Genomic DNA, 17,602 nt, shown 5'->3' with positions numbered 1-17,602 from the left:
ATCATAGGGAGGTTTGCGTGCGATCCATTTTAGCGGCGTTGCAGAGCCTGTCAGGGCTGCTGACAGACGATTTTCCAGCGTTGCCCGGCGCGCGAACCCTCGAAGTCTTTTTCCCCCTGAGCGATGCCTTCGACCCGCTTGCCTGGCTTAGCGGGCAGGCGGTCTGGCCGCAGTTCTACTGGCAGCAGCGCAGCGGCAAAGAAGAGATTGCCGCGCTGGGCGCCGTACAGACCTTTTCCTCCCTGGCTAAGGCCAATGCCTTTTTGCACACGCTTGAGCGCGACGACCTGCGCATCTGCGGCGTGAACGCGTTTGATCCCAACGTCGGCCAGCTGTTCCTGCCGCGTCTGGAGTGGCGGCGTGAAGCCGGGCACGCTCAGCTTCGCATCAACCTATGGAGCGATACCTCGCTCCAGCAGGATGCTGAACAGGCGCGGGCATGCCTGGCCTTGCTCACTGCTCATCACGCCTCGGCGGAGCTGGCGTTGCAGCAAAAAAGTGAAACCCATCGCCCCGGCCAAGAGGGCTGGTGTCGGCTGATTGACCAGGCTACCCAGGCGATTCGCGACGGTGCCTTTAGCAAAGTGGTGCTGGCACGAGCAACGGATCTGGTCTTTTGCGGCGCGCCAAACGCCAGTGCGCTGATGGCCGCCAGCCGCCGGGTCAATTTCTCTTGCTATCATTTCTATATGGCGTTCGACGCGCAGCGGACCTTTCTCGGTTCCTCGCCGGAGCGTTTATGGCGGCGGCGCGGCACGGCGCTGCGTACCGAAGCGCTGGCGGGCACCGTAGCGGCGCACGACGATGCAGCAACCGCAAAGCGGCTGGGCGATTGGCTGATGCGCGACGATAAAAACCAGCGGGAAAACAGCCTGGTAGTGGAAGATATCTGCCAGCGTTTACAGGGGCTGACCCACGCGCTCGATGTTCTGCCCGCGGAAATCGTCCGCCTGCGTAAGGTGCAGCATCTGCGGCGCTGCATTCAGGCGGAGCTTAACGTGGCGGACGATACGCGCTGCCTGCTGCAACTGCAGCCGACGGCGGCGGTGGCGGGGCTACCGCGTGCGCAGGCGCTGGACTTTATCGACCGTTTCGAGCCGTTTACCCGCGAATGGTACGCCGGGTCGGCGGGCTATCTTTCTCGTCGTCAAAGTGAATTTTGCGTCACGCTGCGCTCGGCGAAAGTGGAAGGCGACACGGTGCGCCTGTATGCCGGGGCCGGCATCATCGACGGCTCGGATCCTGAGCAAGAGTGGCAGGAAATCGAAAATAAAGCGGCGGGTCTGCGCGCTTTGCTGTTCCCTGAATAGAACATTACCGATTCATATCAAAATCCTACTAAGCCGTAGAATTTATACTGAGTCGATTATTTGATACCGGACAACTTCATGTCAGTAAGCGCATTTAACCGACGCTGGGCGGCGGTGATCCTCGAAGCATTAACCCGTCACGGCGTGCGGCACGTTTGCATTGCGCCCGGGTCTCGTTCCACACCGCTTACGCTGGCGGCGGCGGAGAACCGCACCTTTATTCATCACACCCATTTTGATGAGCGCGGGCTCGGGCATCTGGCGTTGGGGCTGGCGAAGGTTAGCCAGCAGCCGGTGGCGGTGATTGTCACCTCCGGCACGGCGGTGGCGAACCTCTACCCGGCGCTGATAGAAGCAGGGTTGACCGGCGAAAAAATTATTCTGCTGACCGCCGACCGTCCGCCAGAGCTGATCGACTGCGGCGCGAATCAGGCGATTCGGCAACCCGGCATGTTTGCCTCACATCCTTCCAGTACCGTTTCATTACCGCGTCCGAGCCAGGATATTCCGGCCCGCTGGCTGGTCTCCGTGGTGGATGACGCGCTGGGCTCGCTGCATTCCGGCGGCGTGCACATCAACTGCCCGTTTGCCGAACCGCTGTATGGCGATATGGACGATACCGGCCTTGCCTGGCAGCAGGCGCTGGGCGACTGGTGGCAGGGGGAAAAACCCTGGCTGCGCGAAGCGCTGCAGCAGGAGAGTGCCGTCCAGCGTGACTGGTTCTTCTGGCGGCAAAAGCGCGGCGTGATTGTCGCCGGGCGCATGAGCGCGGAAGAGGGCAAGAAGGTTGCCGAATGGGCGAAAACCCTCGGCTGGCCGCTGATTGGCGACGTGCTGTCGCAAACCGGGCAGCCGCTGCCGTGCGCGGATCTCTGGCTGAGTAACCCGGCCGCCATCAGCGAGCTTGAGCAGGCCCAAATTGTGGTGCAGCTTGGCAGTAGCCTCACCGGCAAACGCGTGCTGCAATGGCAACTGGCCTGCGAACCGGACGAGTACTGGCTGGTTGACCCGCTTTCCGGTCGCCTCGACCCGGCGCATCATCGTGGTCGCCGACTGGTGAGCAACATTGCGCAGTGGCTGGAAAAACACCCGGCGGAGAAACGCGCGCCGTGGACCACCGTCATCCCCACGCTCTCCGAGCAGGCATGGGATGCGGTCGCCGCGCAAAGCGAACATTTCGGTGAAGCGCAGCTGGCGCACCGTATTCGTCGCTACCTGCCGGATCAGGGGCAACTGTTCGTCGGCAACAGCCTGGTGGTGCGCTTAATTGACGCCTTGGGCCAGCTTCCGGCGGGCTACCCGGTCTACAGCAACCGCGGTGCCAGCGGCATCGACGGCCTGATTTCTACGGCGGCTGGCGTGCAGCGTGCCAGCGCGCGGCCGACGCTTGCCATCGTTGGTGACCTGTCCGCGCTCTACGACCTCAACGCGCTGGCGCTGCTGCGTCAGGTGTCCGCGCCGTTGGTGCTGATTGTGGTCAACAACAACGGCGGGCAGATTTTCTCCCTGCTGCCGACGCCGGTGGAAGAGCGCGAGCGCTTCTACGCGATGCCGCAAAACGTTCACTTTGAGCACGCGGCGAAAATGTTTGGCCTGCGCTATCAGCAGCCAGAGGACTGGGCCTCGCTGGAAGCAGCGCTGAGCACCGCCTGGCGTACGCCCGCGACCACGGTGATTGAGCTGGTGGTTAACGACACTGACGGCGCACAAACGCTGCAGCATCTGCTGGCGCAGGTCAGCAAGCTATGATTCTGCACGCCGTGGCCGAGCAGGGCGATCCAACGCAGCCGTGGCTGGTTTTCCTGCACGGCTTTTCCGGCGACCACCGCGAGTGGCAGCCGGTAGGGCAACGCTTTGTGCGGGCCAATCGGCTGTATGTCGATCTCCCTGGTCACGGTGGTTCTGCCGCCTTACGGATTAATGATTTTGCGCAAATGGACGCGCTGCTGCGGGAAACGCTGCTTAGTTACAACATACTAAATTACTGGCTGGTGGGGTACTCGCTGGGCGGACGGATTGCCATGCACTACGCCTGCTCGCGGCCGGAAGGCCTCGCAGGGCTGATTGTCGAAGGTGGTCACCCTGGCCTGACGAACGACGCGGAGCGGGAATCGCGCTGGCGCAACGACGAAGCCTGGGCGCAGCGTTTTCGTGAGCTTCCGCTAGCGGACGTTTTCAGCGCCTGGTACCAACAGCCGGTTTTTGCCAGCCTTACCGACGCACAGCGCGATTCGCTGGTGGCGCTGCGTCAGCAAAACGACGGCAATGCGCTGGCGGCAATGCTGCTGGTCACTTCTTTAGCCGTGCAGGAAGACCTCCGTCCTGCGCTGCACACGCTTTCATATCCATTCTGGTATCTCTGTGGCGAGCGCGACCGCAAGTTTCGGGCTATTGCCGAGGAACTCTCGCGACCTTGCCACCTTATTCATGATGCCGGGCACAACGCGCACCGGGAAAATCCCGCGGGCGTGGCCGCGTGCCTGGCTCAGATTCTGCCTGTTAACTTATAGGACTCGCTATGATCTATCCTGATGAAGCTATGCTGTACGCCCCCGCTGAGTGGCACGATTGTTCCGAAGGTTTTACCGACATTCGCTACGAAAAATCCGCTGACGGCATCGCCAAAATCACCATTAACCGCCCGCAGGTTCGCAACGCGTTTCGTCCGCTGACGGTCAAAGAGATGATTCAGGCGCTGGCGGATGCCCGCTATGACGACAACGTCGGCGTGATCATCCTGACCGGTGCGGGCGACAAAGCCTTCTGCGCTGGCGGCGACCAGAAAGTGCGCGGCGACTACGGCGGATACCAGGACGACAGCGGCGTTCACCACCTGAACGTGCTGGACTTCCAGCGTCAGATTCGTACCTGCCCGAAACCGGTCGTGGCGATGGTCGCAGGCTTCTCCATCGGCGGCGGCCACGTGCTGCACATGATGTGTGACCTGACCATTGCGGCGGATAACGCCATCTTCGGCCAGACCGGCCCGAAAGTGGGTTCCTTCGACGGCGGCTGGGGCGCATCCTACATGGCGCGCATCGTCGGTCAGAAGAAAGCGCGTGAAATCTGGTTCCTGTGCCGCCAGTACGACGCGAAAGCGGCGCTGGATATGGGCCTGGTGAACACCGTGGTACCGCTGGCCGATCTCGAAAAAGAGACCGTTCGCTGGTGCCGCGAAATGCTGCAAAACAGCCCGATGGCGCTGCGCTGCCTGAAAGCTGCGCTGAACGCTGACTGTGACGGTCAGGCAGGTCTGCAGGAGCTGGCGGGTAACGCCACTATGCTGTTCTACATGACCGAAGAAGGTCAGGAAGGCCGTAACGCTTTCAACCAGAAACGTCAGCCTGACTTCAGCAAATTCAAACGGAATCCGTAATGCGTAGTGCGCAGGTTTACCGCTGGCAGATACCGATGGACGCAGGTGTGGTTCTGCGCGAGCGGCGGCTGAAAACCCGTGATGGGTTATTCGTCTACCTGCGTGACGGCGAACGGGACGGGTGGGGAGAAATCTCCCCACTGCCGGGCTTTAGCCAGGAGTCGCTGGACGACGCGCAGTCGGCGCTGCTGAGCTGGGTTAACGCCTGGCGGCAGGGTGACGATTGCGCGTTGCCAGAGGTTCCCTCGGTAGCCTTCGGCATCAGCTGCGCGCTGGCGGAGCTGAACGATGCGCTGCCTGAGGCGGCGGATTATCGCGCCGCGCCGCTGTGCACCGGTGACCCGGACGATCTGGTTATCAAGCTTGCCGACATGTCCGGCGAGAAGGTGGCGAAAGTGAAGGTCGGCCTGTACGAAGCGGTCCGCGACGGCATGGTGGTGAACCTGCTGTTGGAAGCCATTCCAGAGCTGACCCTGCGCCTTGATGCCAACCGCGCCTGGACGCCGCTGAAAGCCCAGCAGTTCGCCAAATACGTCAACCCGGATTACCGTTCGCGTATCGCTTTCCTTGAAGAACCGTGCAAAACCCGCGATGACTCGCGCGCTTTTGCGCGTGAAACCGGCATCGCCATTGCCTGGGACGAAAGTCTGCGCGAGGCGGATTTCCGCGTTGAAGCCGAGCCCGGCCTCAACGCCGTGGTGATCAAACCGACGCTGACCGGCAGCCTGGAACGCGTCAAAGCCCAGGTCGCGGCGGCACACGCGCTCGGCCTGACGGCGGTGATCAGCTCCTCGCTGGAATCAAGCCTCGGCTTAACCCAGCTGGCGCGCATCGCTGCGTGGCTAACGCCGCAAACCATCCCCGGCCTTGATACCCTGAATCTGATGCAAACTCAGCTGGTTCGCTGCTGGCCTGGAAGCTCGCTGCCGTGCGGCGCGATTGAGGATATGGAGCCGCTGCTGTGACCTTTGCAACCTGGCCGTGGCGGCACTGGCGTGACGTGCGCGGTGACGCGGTTGCGCTGCGGTTCGATGATGAACCCCTGAGCTGGACGGCGCTGTGCGAACGTATCGACGCGCTGGCCGCCGGGTTTCAGGCGCAGGGCGTGAAGCCTGAAGACGGCGTGGCGCTCTGCGCGCGTAATCGCCCGGAGGCGGTGCTGGCCTGGCTGGCGCTGTTGCAGTGCGGCGCGCGCATTCTGCCGCTGAACCCACGGCTGCCGACGACGCTGGTCAGCCAACTGTTGCCGGGACTCAGCCTGCGCCACTTTTTAAATCTGGAAGCCGATGAGCACTATGGCCTCGCGCCGTTGCAGCTGCGTTCCGCATCGCTGTCATCGTCGTGCGACTGGCGTGCTGAACGCCTGGCGTCGATGACGCTCACCTCGGGCTCAACCGGCCTGCCGAAAGCGGCGGTGCATACCTGCGCGGCGCATCTCGCGAGCGCGCACGGCGTGCTGAGCCTGATGCCGTTTGCTCAAGACGATTGCTGGCTGCTGTCGCTGCCGCTATTCCACGTCTCCGGCCAGGGGATTTTCTGGCGCTGGTTGCTAATGGGCGCACAGATGGCGGTCAGTGAACGTCTGCTCGCGCAGGCGCTGCACGGCTGCTCCCACGCCTCGCTGGTGCCGACGCAACTCTGGCGTCTGCTTAATGATGAACAGCCGCTTACCCTGAAAACGGTGCTACTGGGCGGTGCGGCGATTCCAGCGGTGCTGACCGAACAGGCGGCAGCGCGGGGGATTCAAACCTTCTGCGGCTACGGCCTGACCGAGTTTGCTTCCACCGTCTGCGCGCGCGAAGCCAACGGCGGCGAGGATGTTGGCGTACCGCTGCCGGGGCGTGAACTGCGTCTGGTCGATGGCGAAATCTGGCTGCGGGCCAGCAGCATGGCCTCAGGTTACTGGCGCAACGGTGAACTGATGCCGCTGGTCAACGCTGAAGGCTGGTTTGCCACTCGCGATCGCGGTGAAATCCACGACGGCAAGCTGCACGTCATTGGTCGTCTGGATAACCTGTTTTTCAGCGGCGGTGAAGGCATTCAGCCGGAAGAGGTAGAGCGAGTGCTGGTACAGCATCCTGCGGTGAATCAGGTCTTTATTGTTCCCATTGACGATATCGAATTTGGTCAGCGCCCGGTGGCAGTGCTGGATGCTGAGCCGTCGCTGGATATTACCGAGCTGGCACTGTGGGCAAAAGATAAGCTGGCGGGATTCCAGCAGCCGTGCCGCTGGTTGATGCTACCCGAGGCGATGAAGGGAACGGGAATTAAGGTCTCTCGCCATCAGCTCACGCAGTGGATAAATGCGCAGGCAAAATCGTAAGCAATAGATTTGCGTGATTGCATGTGTGTTAGTTATTTTTCATGCTGATGTATGAGACGTAATTCGTTACAATCCCGCTGATTATTGCCTGTTTCGCACATTGAATCCGCTGCGCATCGCAGTACAATTCAGCGGGTTATGGGCGTTTATTTTTTGCGTTTGCGTGAAAGGATGAAGATGAAAAAGAGCGTGTTATTGGGTCTGGCGGGGCTGATGTTTGTCTCCGCGTCAGCGAGTGCAGTCAGCTTTAGCGGCCAGGCCGGTAAAGATTACACTAACCTGGGCTTTGGTCTCGGCACTGAGACATCCGGCCTGGCGTTAACGGGTAACTGGACGCACAGCGACGACGACGGTGACGTTGCAGGTCTGGGTCTGGGTCTGAATATCCCTCTCGGTCCATTCATGGCAACCGTGGGCGGTAAAGGGGTTTACACCGATCCGAACGACAGCGATTCCGGCTACGCCGCAGCGGTCGGCGGCGGCCTGCAGTGGAAAATTGGCGACAGCCTGCGTCTGTTTGGCGAGTACTACTACTCTCCAGATTCCCTCTCCAGCGGCATCGACAGCTACACCGAAGCGAACGCGGGCGCGCGTTACACCATCATGCGTCCAATCAGCATCGAAGCGGGGTATCGTTACCTGAACCTCGCGGGTAAAGACGGTCATCGTGACAACGCCGTGGCCGATGGCCCGTACGTTGGCGTGAGCGCAGCATTCTAATCCCCCCCGGCGCGGCGGCACCGCTGCGCCAGTTTTTCTCTTCTTAAATCCTCCGCTTGCGTTATAGTGACTCGTCCTCTTTTTATTGGAGAAAGTGATGATAACGGTTGAGATGCTGTCCACCGGTGACGAAGTCTTATCGGGGCAGATCGTCGATACAAACGCTGCCTGGCTTGCCGACTTTTGCTTTCAGCAGGGAATCCCGCTGACGCGACGCAACACCGTGGGCGATAACCTGGAAGACCTGGTGGCGATTCTGCGCGAGCGCAGTACCCAGGCGGATATTCTGATTGTGAACGGCGGCCTGGGGCCGACCAGTGATGACCTCAGCGCGCTTGCCGCGGCAACGGCCAAAGGCGAATCGTTGATTCTGCACGAAGAGTGGCTGGCGTTTATGGAGCGCTTTTTCAGCGAGCGCGGCCGCGTCATGGCGCCGAGCAACCGCAAACAGGCCGAAATCCCGGCCAGCGCCGAGCTTATCGATAACCCGGTCGGCACCGCCTGCGGCTTTGCCGTTAAGCTCAACCGCTGCCTGATGTTCTTCACCCCGGGCGTGCCGTCCGAATTTAAGGTGATGGTCGAAAAAGAGATCCTGCCGCGCATTCGCCAGCGTTATCCGGTTGGCGAACCGCCGCTGTGTCTGCGTCTGACCACCTTTGGCCGCTCAGAAAGCGATCTCGCTCAGAGCCTGCAGCACCTTGAGCTACCGCCGGGCGTCAGCATGGGCTATCGCTCCTCAATGCCGATTATCGAACTGAAGCTGACCGGGCCTGCCGAACATCGCGAGGCGATGCTGGCGCTGTGGCCGGAAGTGCAGAAAGTGGCGGGTGAAAGTCTGATTTTTGAAGGCACCGAAGGGCTGCCTGCGCAGCTGGCGCGGGTGCTGAAAGAGAAACAGCTCAGCCTGACCTTAAGCGAGCAGTTCACCAGCGGGTTGATTGCCCTGCAACTGTCCCGCGCCCAGGCGCCGCTGCTCGCCAGCGAGGTGGTACCACCGCAGGATGAGAGCTTAGCGCAGACCGCCCGCTGGGCCGCCGAGCGCCGGGTGAATCATTTCGCCGGGCTGGCGCTGGCGGTAAGCGGCCTTGAAAGCGAGCACATCAACTTTGCGCTCGCCACCCCGGACGCCACCCACGCGCTCCAGGTGAAGTTCAGCAATACGCGACATAGTCTGGCGGTGCGTCAAGAAGTGTGCGCGATGATGGCGCTCAACATGCTGCGCCGCTGGTTGAATGGTCGCCCGGTTGCCAGTGAACATGGTTGGATTAACGTGGTGGATTCGCTGGTGCTGTAACACATCAACGCGTCGGAGACGGCCTCCGGCGCTTTTTCAGTCCAACCTGTTGTACTTGCTTTAAAATAATCTGTGCGCCATCTCTCATCTTTTTCCCTCCAAACCTCCACTCGGCTGGAATAGCGCCATCGTTTGAAGTCGCTCACAATTTAACGCCCCGACAACCGCAACACTGATTCCAGTATTCAGGATTGGAGTCCAGTATGTTGGAATCAAGCAAAGTCCCGGCGCTCACCCGCGCCATTGATATTCTCAATTTGATCGCCCGTATCGGCCCCTGCAGCGCGGCGACCATTATTGACGAACTGGGTATTCCGAAAAGCACTGCTTATCTGCTGCTGGGAGAACTAAGAAAGCAGCGCTTCCTCAGCATGGATAATCAGGATAACTACTGCCTGTGGACTAAGTTGGTTGAACTGGCGGGTCATGCACTGAGCAAAATGGATCTGCGCGAACTGGCGCGTCCGCGCCTGACGCAGCTGATGGATCAGTGTGGGTTGCTCTGCCATCTGGGCATCATCGATCACGGCAACGCCTATTACATCCTGAAAGTTGAATCTCCAGCCACCATCAGCGTGCGTTCGCATGAAGGCAAGAGCCTGTCGCTTTATCGTTCCGGTATCGGTAAATGCCTGCTGGCCTGGCAGCCCGAGCGGGTTCAGTCGGCAATTATCAGCGAACTGAACTGGGAGCGGGCCACGCCGACCACCATCATCAATGCCCAGCAGCTTCACGATGAACTAAAACGCATTCGTGCCAGAGGCTGGAGCTTCGATAACGGCGAGGATTATCCCGACGTTCGCTGCGTCGCAGCACCGGTCTTTAACGCCAATAACGAGCTGACCGCCGCGATTTCAGTGGTGGGAACACGCCTGCAAATCAACGAAGACAATCGTGATTACCTCGCCGGTAAGGCGATTGCATGCGCGAAAGATATTTCACGTCTGTTGGGGTGGAAGAGCCCCTTTGAACAACAAGCCTCATAACAAGGAAAAACACCATGACCCTACCGAAAATTAAACACGTTCGCGCCTGGTTTATTGGCGGCGCTACCGCAGAGAAAGGCGCTGGCGGCGGTGATTACCACGACCAGGGCGCAAATCACTGGATTGACGATCACATCGCCACTCCGATGAGCAAGTACAAACAGTATGAACAGTCTCGCCAGTCGTTCGGCATCAATGTTCTCGGGACGCTGATTGTTGAAGTTGAAGCCGAAAACGGGCAGACCGGTTTTGCGGTGTCAACGGCGGGGGAAATGGGCTGCTTTATCGTTGAAAAACACCTGAATCGCTTTATTGAAGGCAAGTGCGTCAGCGATATCAAACTGATCCATGACCAGATGCTCAACGCCACCATGTACTATTCCGGCTCCGGCGGTCTGGTGATGAACACCATCTCCTGTATCGATCTCGCATTGTGGGATCTGTTCGGCAAAGTGGTTGGCCTGCCGGTGTATAAACTGCTGGGCGGTGCGGTGCGCGATGAAATTCAGTTCTACGCCACCGGCGCGCGCCCGGACCTGGCGAAAGAGATGGGCTTTATCGGCGGTAAGATGCCGACCCACTGGGGGCCGCACGATGGCGATGCGGGTATCCGCAAAGATGCCGCGATGGTCGCTGAGATGCGCGAAAAATGCGGCCCGGATTTCTGGCTGATGCTGGACTGCTGGATGAGCCAGGACGTTAACTATGCTACTAAGCTCGCCCACGCCTGCGCGCCGCATAATCTTAAGTGGATCGAGGAGTGCCTGCCGCCGCAGCAGTATGAAGGGTATCGTGAGCTCAAACGCAATGCGCCAGCCGGAATGATGGTCACCAGCGGCGAGCACCACGGCACGCTGCAATCTTTCCGCACCTTATCAGAAACCGGCATCGATATTATGCAGCCTGATGTGGGCTGGTGCGGCGGTTTGACCACGCTGGTAGAGATTGCCGCCATTGCTAAATCGCGCGGTCAGTTGGTGGTCCCGCACGGATCATCGGTCTATTCGCACCATGCCGTCATTACTTTTACCAATACACCGTTCAGCGAATTCCTGATGACCAGCCCGGACTGTTCAACCATGCGCCCACAGTTTGACCCGATTCTGCTCGGCGAACCGGTACCACAGAACGGGCGCATTCATAAAACCGCTCTTGATAAACCGGGCTTCGGCGTTGAGCTGAACCGCGACTGTAACCTGAAACGTCCTTATAGCCACTGATCCCGCCGTGCCGCACGGTACTGATGTGCGGCCTATTTTTTAGAGGATATTACGATGAGCAACACCTTGCTTGAGAGCGTGGTGAAGAAAAACCGCGCCCGTTTGATCCCCTTTATGTTGGCGCTGTACGTGCTGGCATTTCTTGACCGCTCGAATATTGGCTTTGCCAAAGAGACCTACCAGCTGGATACCGGGCTAAGCAATGAGGCCTATGCGCTGGGGGCGGGGATTTTCTTTGTGGTGTACGCCTTTCTGGGGGTGCCCGCCAACCTGCTGATGCGCAAATTCGGCGCGAGAAAATGGATTGGCTGCACCACGCTGTTGTGGGGCGTGCTGTCTGCAGCGATGGCGTGGGCGGATACCGAAGCGAAATTCTTGCTGGTGCGCACGCTGCTCGGCGCCGCCGAAGCGGGCTTTTTCCCCGGTATGATCTACCTGACCTCCCAGTGGTTCCCGCAGCAAAACCGCGCCAGCATTATGGGGCTGTTTTATATGGGGGCGCCGCTGGCATTGACGCTCGGTTCGCCTTTATCCGGCGCGCTGCTGGAAATGCACGGCTTTATGGGACATCCCGGCTGGTTCTGGATGTTTATCATTGAAGGGCTGCTTGCCGTCGGCGCGGGATTCTTCACCTTCATCTGGCTCGACGATACGCCGCAAAATGCACGTTTCCTGACGCCCGCTGAGAAACAGGCGTTAATCAGCGAACTGGCCAGCGAAGAGCAGAAAAAGGTCACCTCGCGGTTGTCCGATGCTCTGCGCAATGGCCGCGTCTGGCAGCTGGCGATTATCTATCTGACCATCCAGGTCGCGGTTTATGGCCTGATTTTCTTCCTGCCGACTCAGGTTGCCGCGCTGCTGGGTACCAAAGTGGGTTTTGTGGCCTCGGTAGTGACCGCGATCCCGTGGGTGGCGGCGCTGTTCGGTACCTGGCTGATTCCACGCTACTCCGACCGTACCGGCGAGCGGCGTAATATCGCGGCATTCACCCTGCTGGCGGCAGCAATTGGCATTGCGGTTTCTGGGCTGGTATCGCCGGTACTGGCGATTATTGCGCTGTGCGTGGCCGCCGTTGGCGTTATTGCCGTACAGCCGGTCTTCTGGACCATGCCGACACAGCTGCTCTCCGGCACGGCGCTGGCGGCTGGCATTGGTTTCGTCAACCTGTTCGGCGCCATCGGCGGTTTTCTGGCCCCGATTATTCGCGTTCAGGCTGAAACGGTCTTCGCCAGCAGCGCCGCCGGGTTAGTGACCCTCGCCTGTGTGGCGATTGTTGGGGTTGTGATTATTTTTTCACTGCGTGTGAATCGCACGGTGCCGCAGGCAAGCACCTTACCGCATTAATTTAAGGGAGAATTATGAACGCTATTTTATCGAATCCGTTTAAAGCGGGATTATTGCAGGGAGAGGCGCAAATAGGTTTGTGGCTGAGCACGACCTCTTCTTACATGGCGGAAATTGCCGCCACATCGGGCTACGACTGGCTGCTGATTGACGGCGAGCATGCGCCGAATACTGTGCAGGATCTTTACCATCAACTCCAGGCTATTGCTCCCTACGCCAGCCATCCGGTTATTCGACCGGTAGAGGGCAATCGTAGCCTGATTAAACAGGTGCTGGATATCGGCACCAGAACGCTGCTGATTCCGATGGTCGATACCGCTGAGCAGGCGAGGGATATTGTCTCTGCCACCCGCTACCCACCTGTCGGTACCCGCGGGGTAGGTGCTGGGGTGGCTCGTGCCGCCCGTTGGGGACGGGTCGAGAACTATATGGCGAGGGCCAACGATGAACTGTGCCTGTTGATTCAGATGGAGAGCAAAAAGGCTCTTGAGAATCTGGATGAGATCCTGGAGGTTGAGGGGATTGATGGCGTCTTTATCGGCCCCGCTGATTTATCGGCTTCGTTAGGGTACCCGGATAACGCCGGGCATCCGGAAGTTCAGCGGGTTATTGAGCAGAGCATACGACGCATTCGTGCTGCGGGAAAGGCGGCTGGGTTCCTGGCCGTTGACCCTGAAATGGCGCAAAAAGTACTGGCGTGGGGGGCTAATTTTGTCGCGGTGGGGGTGGATACCAATCTCTATACCAGCGCGCTTGATAAACGTCTGGCGATATTCAAATCCGTGACCGAACAGCCGCAGGGAAAGGGGAGCTACTAGCATTCTCCCCTTCAGAACATGTGATTTAGACTAGCGCCCGCGCCAGCAGGGTTATCGGATGTTCACAGCGCTTGCTGGTGGACATCTCAATCTGCCATTTGCAGGTCTCGCAGTCGGTAATCACCAGGTCTGCACCGCTCGCTTCAATTTGCGCGAAGAGCGGTGCGCCTATCGCCTGTGACGTTGGGTAGTTCTCCGTTTTGAAGCCGTACGTTCCCGCTATTCCGCAGCACTGTGAATCCAGTACCTGTAGTTCAATGCCCGGTATGCGGCGGATTAACTCCAGGGTATACAGCGACCAGCCCATCTTCTCCATATGACACGGCGTGTGGTAAACCACCTTTAGCGGCAGCGGCTTTAACGGCAGCTCCGCGCCATCGTCCAGTTTGCGCCACAGCCAGCGGGTTGCCAGCTCAATGTTGTCGCGCAGGTCGTGGTTATCGACATCCAGCAGGTGCGGGTACTCATCGCGCAGCGTAAAGGTGCAGGTGGATGAGGTGGCAATCACCGGCAGTTTTTTACCGCCAATCGCCTCCCGCAGCGAAGCGACGTTGCTTTGCGCCTGGCGGCGCGCTTTGTCAAAGAAGCCGTTGGCAATCAGCGGCACGCCGCAGCACTTCTCTTTGCTGAGCAACTGCACGCCAATCCCCATTGCGTTCATCACCTTAATCAGATCAAGCCCGAGTTGTGGGTGGTTGTAATTGACGTAGCAGCCGTGGAAAAACGCCACCTGCTCGGCAAACTGCGCCTGCTGGGCGGCAAGGCGTGAGTAGCGGCGGCGGAAGGTGCCGAAGGAGTATTTCGGCAGGGCGCGGTGATGGTCAATCTTGAGGGCGCTATCCAGCAACTGGCGTACCGGCTTCAGGCCGGTGGCGGCGTTGACGATGGGGGCGAACGGCGTTGAGAGCGTGCCCATCAGATCGGTATGGCTGAGGATCGTATCGCGGATGCCCGGCTTTTGCTGGCTATAGTCGGCGCGGGCGCGCTGGATAATATCGCCAATTTTCACATCCGACGGGCAGGCGACTTCGCAGCGTTTGCAGTTGATGCAGTATTTTAACGCCTCGTCATACAGCCCGGCATCTTTACGTCGCAGACGTTCGCCGTCCGGCCCGGCCTGTTTTGGCCCCGGGTAGCGCGGGTTGACGCGGCTGACGGGGCAGACGGTGGTGCAAACGGTGCATTTAATGCAGTTTTCGAAACTTTGCTGGCTCATGCTTCACCTCCCGCCAAACGGATAATCTGCGCGGCGGCGTGCAGGGCGGTGACGGCGCACACGCCCCCGCCGCAGCCCTGGGCGATCGGGTCGAAGCCGCCGAGCACCGAGCCGATGGCAAATAGGTTGCGCATAGGTAAGCCCCGGAGCGAGGGATGCAGTTCGGCATCGACGATAGCGCCGGATTGCTGCCACGGCTGCGGGTCAAAGAAATCATCGCGGTAGCCCGCGCTGCGCGAGATGGGTTGCTGAATATCCAGCCCCATGATCGACTCACGAATACCGTCGCGACTGGCGGTCAGGCCGTTGCTGAAAAAACTGCCGCTGGCTAACACCGCAAAACGCGGGCGCAGTGGAATATCGCCGTGGTTACGTGTCCAGACTTCGCGAACTTCACCATGCTCGTGGCTGACGCGCACCGCTTCATCGCCCACCATCCAGGTTCCTCCCAGGGTAATAAACCGCCGTTGCAGCGAGGCGTGTAGCCGCATGCCTGGCACTGAAGGTGGTAGCGTTGGCAGCAGCGAAAGGGTGCAGGGGAGATTGTGGTTCAGCCAGTCGAACAACGCCGTGTCGCGCAGGCCAAAACAGGCGGGCATTACCAGCGTGTCGCGCCCTTCGCTGAGCGGTAGCAGCGCCTGATGCAGCACCGACCAATGCGCTTTTTCATCCAGCACTCTGGCGATATTGACCGCACGGAACTCGGTCGGGTTCTCGCGCAGCACATCCAGCTCGGGTAAATCAATCTCAGCGGTATCGGCGTTCAGCCCCTGCTGCTGGAGGGATTCGGCGACCAGATGCGGCTGGAAATCGAGAAACCCGCTAATGCCCACCACCCGAATGCGCCCGTGCCTGAACGGAATAACTGGTACTTCTGACGGGCTAAGCCAGGCAGCGCGTTGGGTGCCTAGCGGGGTAATACGCTGATGGGGCGTAGCGAGATCGCCGACCATTTTCATTCCACACTCTGCCAGCAGCGTTTGCGTCTGTCGTGCATAGCGCTGCACAAGGTCAGCACCCATCAGACTATAAGGATGTTGCGGCGATTGTTCGCGCAGCGCGGCCAGCCCGCTGTCGAGGTCGGTGACCGGTTGGCCATCGGGCAGGGTGCTAAGCAGATCCAGCGAGCCGGAGGAGAAGTGCAGTGCACTCTGACCCCGGCTAACGATCACCGCGCGCAGGCCAGCTTTTTGTAGCTGAATGCCGCACAGCAGCCCGGCGAGTCCGCCGCCGATAATCACGCTATCAAATTTCATCTTCAGGCTCCTTTTGCAGGCCGCATAATCCCTGGTACACCCAGCGTGTCAGTTCGCTTTCGCGCAGCGCATCACCCCAGGCAATCGGCTGCACGCCTTTCCAGCGTTCGTTAAGGAAGGCGGAAAGCTGGGTGAGCGATTGCGCTGAAGTGGCAACGCGATAACGCTGGAGCAGGCCAGCGGCGCGGCAGGCGCACAGTTCGCCCTGGCAGGTTCCCATGCCGACGCGGGTGCGGCGGCGTAAATCCAACAGGTTTTTGACCGCCAGATTTTCCACCGCGTACTGCACTTCACCTGCGGTCACGGCTTCGCACTCGCAGACCACGCTGCGCTGCAGTCGGCTGTTGCCGAGCCACTCCGGCGTGCGGTCGCCGTGACGATAGACCGCTGAACCACGCAGCGGCGCGGGCAGGGAAATCATGCGCTGGAGCGTTTTCTCTGCGGATTCGCGAGAGCCGGGCAGCGGCGTTTGGGCGGTGGTGCAGATGCCGCTGTGGTTGAGTTTGCGGCAGATAGCATCGGTGGCCCATTCCGCCATCAGGCGGTAGGTCATCAGCTTGCCGCCGGTAATGGTAATAAACCCTTCCAGCCCGTCGCGCTCGGCGTGATCCAACAGGACAATGCCACGGCTGACGTTGCGCCCGCTGGGGTCATCATCGCTGGCAATCAGCGGACGCACGCCGCAGTAAGCGCGAAGAATGCGGGTGTTCGCCATTAACGGCGACAGCTTCTCGCCTTCGTGCAGCAGGATATCCACCTCGTCGGCGGTGACGCGGCAGCGGTCAATATCGGCGTAATCAATGTGCGTTGAGGTGGTGCCAATCAGCGAAATCGTGTCGCCGGGCACCAGAATATCGGCATCAGCAGGCGGTCGGCAGCGGTTGATCACGTGCTGGTTGATACGGTTTTCAAAAATCAGCAGCGAGCCTTTCGCCGGGAACATGCGGATGCGTAGGTCGGCGTATTCGGCGATGCGCTGGCCCCAGATCCCGGCGGCGTTAACCACCACCGGCGCACGCAGTTCGCGCGGTTGTCCGGTGGTGTGGTTGAGCAGGCGAACGCCGCTGATGCGGTCATTGTGACGAATCAGTCCGGTGACTTCATGGGCGGTAAAAATCGCCGCGCCGTGTTCGCGCGCGTCGAGCATATTGGCGGCGGTCAGACGGAAAGGGTCGACGGTACCGTCGGGTACGCGCACCGCGCCGACTAATGCCGGGTTTACCGCGGGCTCCATTCGACGCGCCAGCGCGGGGTCGATAGCTTCGGCCTGAATCCCTGCCGTCTGGCAGGCATCCATAAAAGTGCGCTGGTAGCTGAGGTCGTCTTCGGGCAGGGTGATAAACAGCCCGCTGGTGGGCTCGATGCAGTGACGGGCAATGCGCCGCAGGATCTGGTTTTCGCTGATGCATTCGCGCGCCGATTCGCTGTCGGTGACCGCATAGCGTGCGCCGCTGTGCAGCAGGCCGTGGTTGCGGCCGGTGGCGCCGGTGGCAATATCAAAGCGTTCAACCAGCGCAACCTTCAGCCCGCGCAGGGAGGCATCGCGAGCGATACCGGCTCCGGTGGCTCCGCCGCCGATGATGATGACATCGTATTCATTGACAGAGGCGCTGTCCATAATGTGTCCTCAATGTTCGTTTTAACAACATTAAGTCATGTGTATGGATTATTTTGTTTGATTTCGAACATATTCGCGCATTAATCGAAAAGGGCAATGCTGAAAAATGTGCTGCGCATCG

The 17,602-nt window shown here is 59.9% G+C and carries 15 protein-coding genes; 12 read left to right on the top strand and 3 right to left on the bottom strand.

What is annotated here, in order from left to right:
- The first annotated feature begins 17 nt into the window (after positions 1-17).
- The 12 genes from menF to yfaU all read left to right on the top strand — a co-directional run bounded on the left by menF (position 18) and on the right by yfaU (position 13,391).
- Complete coding sequence (gene menF, locus V6944_RS02840) at positions 18-1,310, top strand: isochorismate synthase MenF (protein WP_333497804.1); 1,293 nt, start codon at positions 18-20, stop codon at positions 1,308-1,310.
- Positions 1,311-1,388: 78 nt separating this feature from the next.
- Positions 1,389-3,059 (top strand): 2-succinyl-5-enolpyruvyl-6-hydroxy-3-cyclohexene-1-carboxylic-acid synthase, encoded by a 1,671-nt coding sequence (menD, locus tag V6944_RS02835; protein WP_333497803.1) that lies wholly within the window; start codon positions 1,389-1,391, stop codon positions 3,057-3,059.
- A complete protein-coding gene (gene menH / locus V6944_RS02830) occupies positions 3,056-3,820 on the top strand; it encodes a 2-succinyl-6-hydroxy-2,4-cyclohexadiene-1-carboxylate synthase (protein ID WP_333497802.1) in 765 nt (254 codons plus the stop codon). Before menD ends, menH begins: the two co-directional genes overlap by 4 nt.
- 8 nt (positions 3,821-3,828) lie before the next feature.
- Positions 3,829-4,686 (top strand): 1,4-dihydroxy-2-naphthoyl-CoA synthase, encoded by an 858-nt coding sequence (gene menB / locus V6944_RS02825; protein WP_035892608.1) that lies wholly within the window; start codon positions 3,829-3,831, stop codon positions 4,684-4,686.
- Positions 4,686-5,651 (top strand): o-succinylbenzoate synthase, encoded by a 966-nt coding sequence (gene menC / locus V6944_RS02820; RefSeq protein WP_333497801.1) that lies wholly within the window; start codon positions 4,686-4,688, stop codon positions 5,649-5,651. The genes menB and menC overlap by 1 nt, the downstream gene beginning before the upstream one ends.
- The gene (menE, locus tag V6944_RS02815; protein ID WP_333497800.1) at positions 5,648-7,009 is read left to right on the top strand and encodes an o-succinylbenzoate--CoA ligase; all 1,362 of its coding nucleotides are present in this window, start codon (positions 5,648-5,650) and stop codon (positions 7,007-7,009) included. Before menC ends, menE begins: the two co-directional genes overlap by 4 nt.
- A 177-nt stretch (positions 7,010-7,186) precedes the next feature.
- On the top strand, positions 7,187-7,729 hold the full coding sequence (locus tag V6944_RS02810) for a YfaZ family outer membrane protein (RefSeq protein WP_333494459.1): 543 nt from the start codon (positions 7,187-7,189) through the stop codon (positions 7,727-7,729).
- A gap of 97 nt (positions 7,730-7,826) precedes the next feature.
- Positions 7,827-9,023: a nicotinamide mononucleotide deamidase-related protein YfaY gene (locus tag V6944_RS02805; protein ID WP_333494460.1), complete on the top strand. Its 1,197-nt coding sequence runs from the start codon at positions 7,827-7,829 to the stop codon at positions 9,021-9,023.
- A 203-nt stretch (positions 9,024-9,226) separates the two neighbouring features.
- Positions 9,227-10,009 carry an IclR family transcriptional regulator gene (locus V6944_RS02800; RefSeq protein WP_333497799.1) on the top strand — a complete coding sequence of 261 codons (783 nt, stop codon included), beginning with the start codon at positions 9,227-9,229 and terminating at the stop codon, positions 10,007-10,009.
- A gap of 14 nt (positions 10,010-10,023) precedes the next feature.
- Complete coding sequence (gene rhmD, locus V6944_RS02795) at positions 10,024-11,229, top strand: L-rhamnonate dehydratase (protein WP_333497798.1); 1,206 nt, start codon at positions 10,024-10,026, stop codon at positions 11,227-11,229.
- A 54-nt stretch (positions 11,230-11,283) separates the two neighbouring features.
- The gene (locus V6944_RS02790) at positions 11,284-12,573 is read left to right on the top strand and encodes an MFS transporter (protein WP_333497797.1); all 1,290 of its coding nucleotides are present in this window, start codon (positions 11,284-11,286) and stop codon (positions 12,571-12,573) included.
- Between the two features lie 14 nt (positions 12,574-12,587).
- The gene (yfaU, locus tag V6944_RS02785) at positions 12,588-13,391 is read left to right on the top strand and encodes a 2-keto-3-deoxy-L-rhamnonate aldolase (protein ID WP_333497796.1); all 804 of its coding nucleotides are present in this window, start codon (positions 12,588-12,590) and stop codon (positions 13,389-13,391) included.
- A 25-nt stretch (positions 13,392-13,416) separates the two neighbouring features.
- Here yfaU and glpC read toward each other — a convergent pair whose 3' ends face one another.
- The 3 genes from glpC to glpA are packed head-to-tail and all read right to left on the bottom strand — an operon-like array spanning position 13,417 to position 17,481.
- The gene (gene glpC / locus V6944_RS02780; RefSeq protein WP_333497795.1) at positions 13,417-14,607 is read right to left on the bottom strand and encodes an anaerobic glycerol-3-phosphate dehydrogenase subunit GlpC; all 1,191 of its coding nucleotides are present in this window, start codon (positions 14,605-14,607) and stop codon (positions 13,417-13,419) included.
- Positions 14,604-15,863: a glycerol-3-phosphate dehydrogenase subunit GlpB gene (gene glpB / locus V6944_RS02775; RefSeq protein WP_333497794.1), complete on the bottom strand. Its 1,260-nt coding sequence runs from the start codon at positions 15,861-15,863 to the stop codon at positions 14,604-14,606. The genes glpC and glpB overlap by 4 nt, the downstream gene beginning before the upstream one ends.
- On the bottom strand, positions 15,853-17,481 hold the full coding sequence (glpA, locus tag V6944_RS02770; protein ID WP_333497793.1) for an anaerobic glycerol-3-phosphate dehydrogenase subunit A: 1,629 nt from the start codon (positions 17,479-17,481) through the stop codon (positions 15,853-15,855). The genes glpB and glpA overlap by 11 nt, the downstream gene beginning before the upstream one ends.
- Positions 17,482-17,602 lie beyond the last annotated feature (121 nt).

The organism is Kluyvera sp. CHPC 1.2972 (assembly GCF_036759925.1).
Lineage (GTDB): Bacteria > Pseudomonadota > Gammaproteobacteria > Enterobacterales > Enterobacteriaceae > Kluyvera.
Note: the sequence above shows the minus strand (reverse complement) of the source record. Positions and strands in the feature narration are given on the sequence as shown.

Coding starts and splice junctions, on each gene's coding strand:
- glpB (WP_333497794.1), bottom strand. CDS start 15,863: ATGAAATTTGATAGCGTGATTATCGGCGGCGGACTCGCCGGGCTGCTG.
- menH (WP_333497802.1), top strand. CDS start 3,056: ATGATTCTGCACGCCGTGGCCGAGCAGGGCGATCCAACGCAGCCGTGG.
- V6944_RS02790 (WP_333497797.1), top strand. CDS start 11,284: ATGAGCAACACCTTGCTTGAGAGCGTGGTGAAGAAAAACCGCGCCCGT.
- yfaU (WP_333497796.1), top strand. CDS start 12,588: ATGAACGCTATTTTATCGAATCCGTTTAAAGCGGGATTATTGCAGGGA.
- menB (WP_035892608.1), top strand. CDS start 3,829: ATGATCTATCCTGATGAAGCTATGCTGTACGCCCCCGCTGAGTGGCAC.
- V6944_RS02800 (WP_333497799.1), top strand. CDS start 9,227: ATGTTGGAATCAAGCAAAGTCCCGGCGCTCACCCGCGCCATTGATATT.
- V6944_RS02810 (WP_333494459.1), top strand. CDS start 7,187: ATGAAAAAGAGCGTGTTATTGGGTCTGGCGGGGCTGATGTTTGTCTCC.
- menC (WP_333497801.1), top strand. CDS start 4,686: ATGCGTAGTGCGCAGGTTTACCGCTGGCAGATACCGATGGACGCAGGT.
- rhmD (WP_333497798.1), top strand. CDS start 10,024: ATGACCCTACCGAAAATTAAACACGTTCGCGCCTGGTTTATTGGCGGC.
- V6944_RS02805 (WP_333494460.1), top strand. CDS start 7,827: ATGATAACGGTTGAGATGCTGTCCACCGGTGACGAAGTCTTATCGGGG.
- glpA (WP_333497793.1), bottom strand. CDS start 17,481: ATGGACAGCGCCTCTGTCAATGAATACGATGTCATCATCATCGGCGGC.
- menD (WP_333497803.1), top strand. CDS start 1,389: ATGTCAGTAAGCGCATTTAACCGACGCTGGGCGGCGGTGATCCTCGAA.
- glpC (WP_333497795.1), bottom strand. CDS start 14,607: ATGAGCCAGCAAAGTTTCGAAAACTGCATTAAATGCACCGTTTGCACC.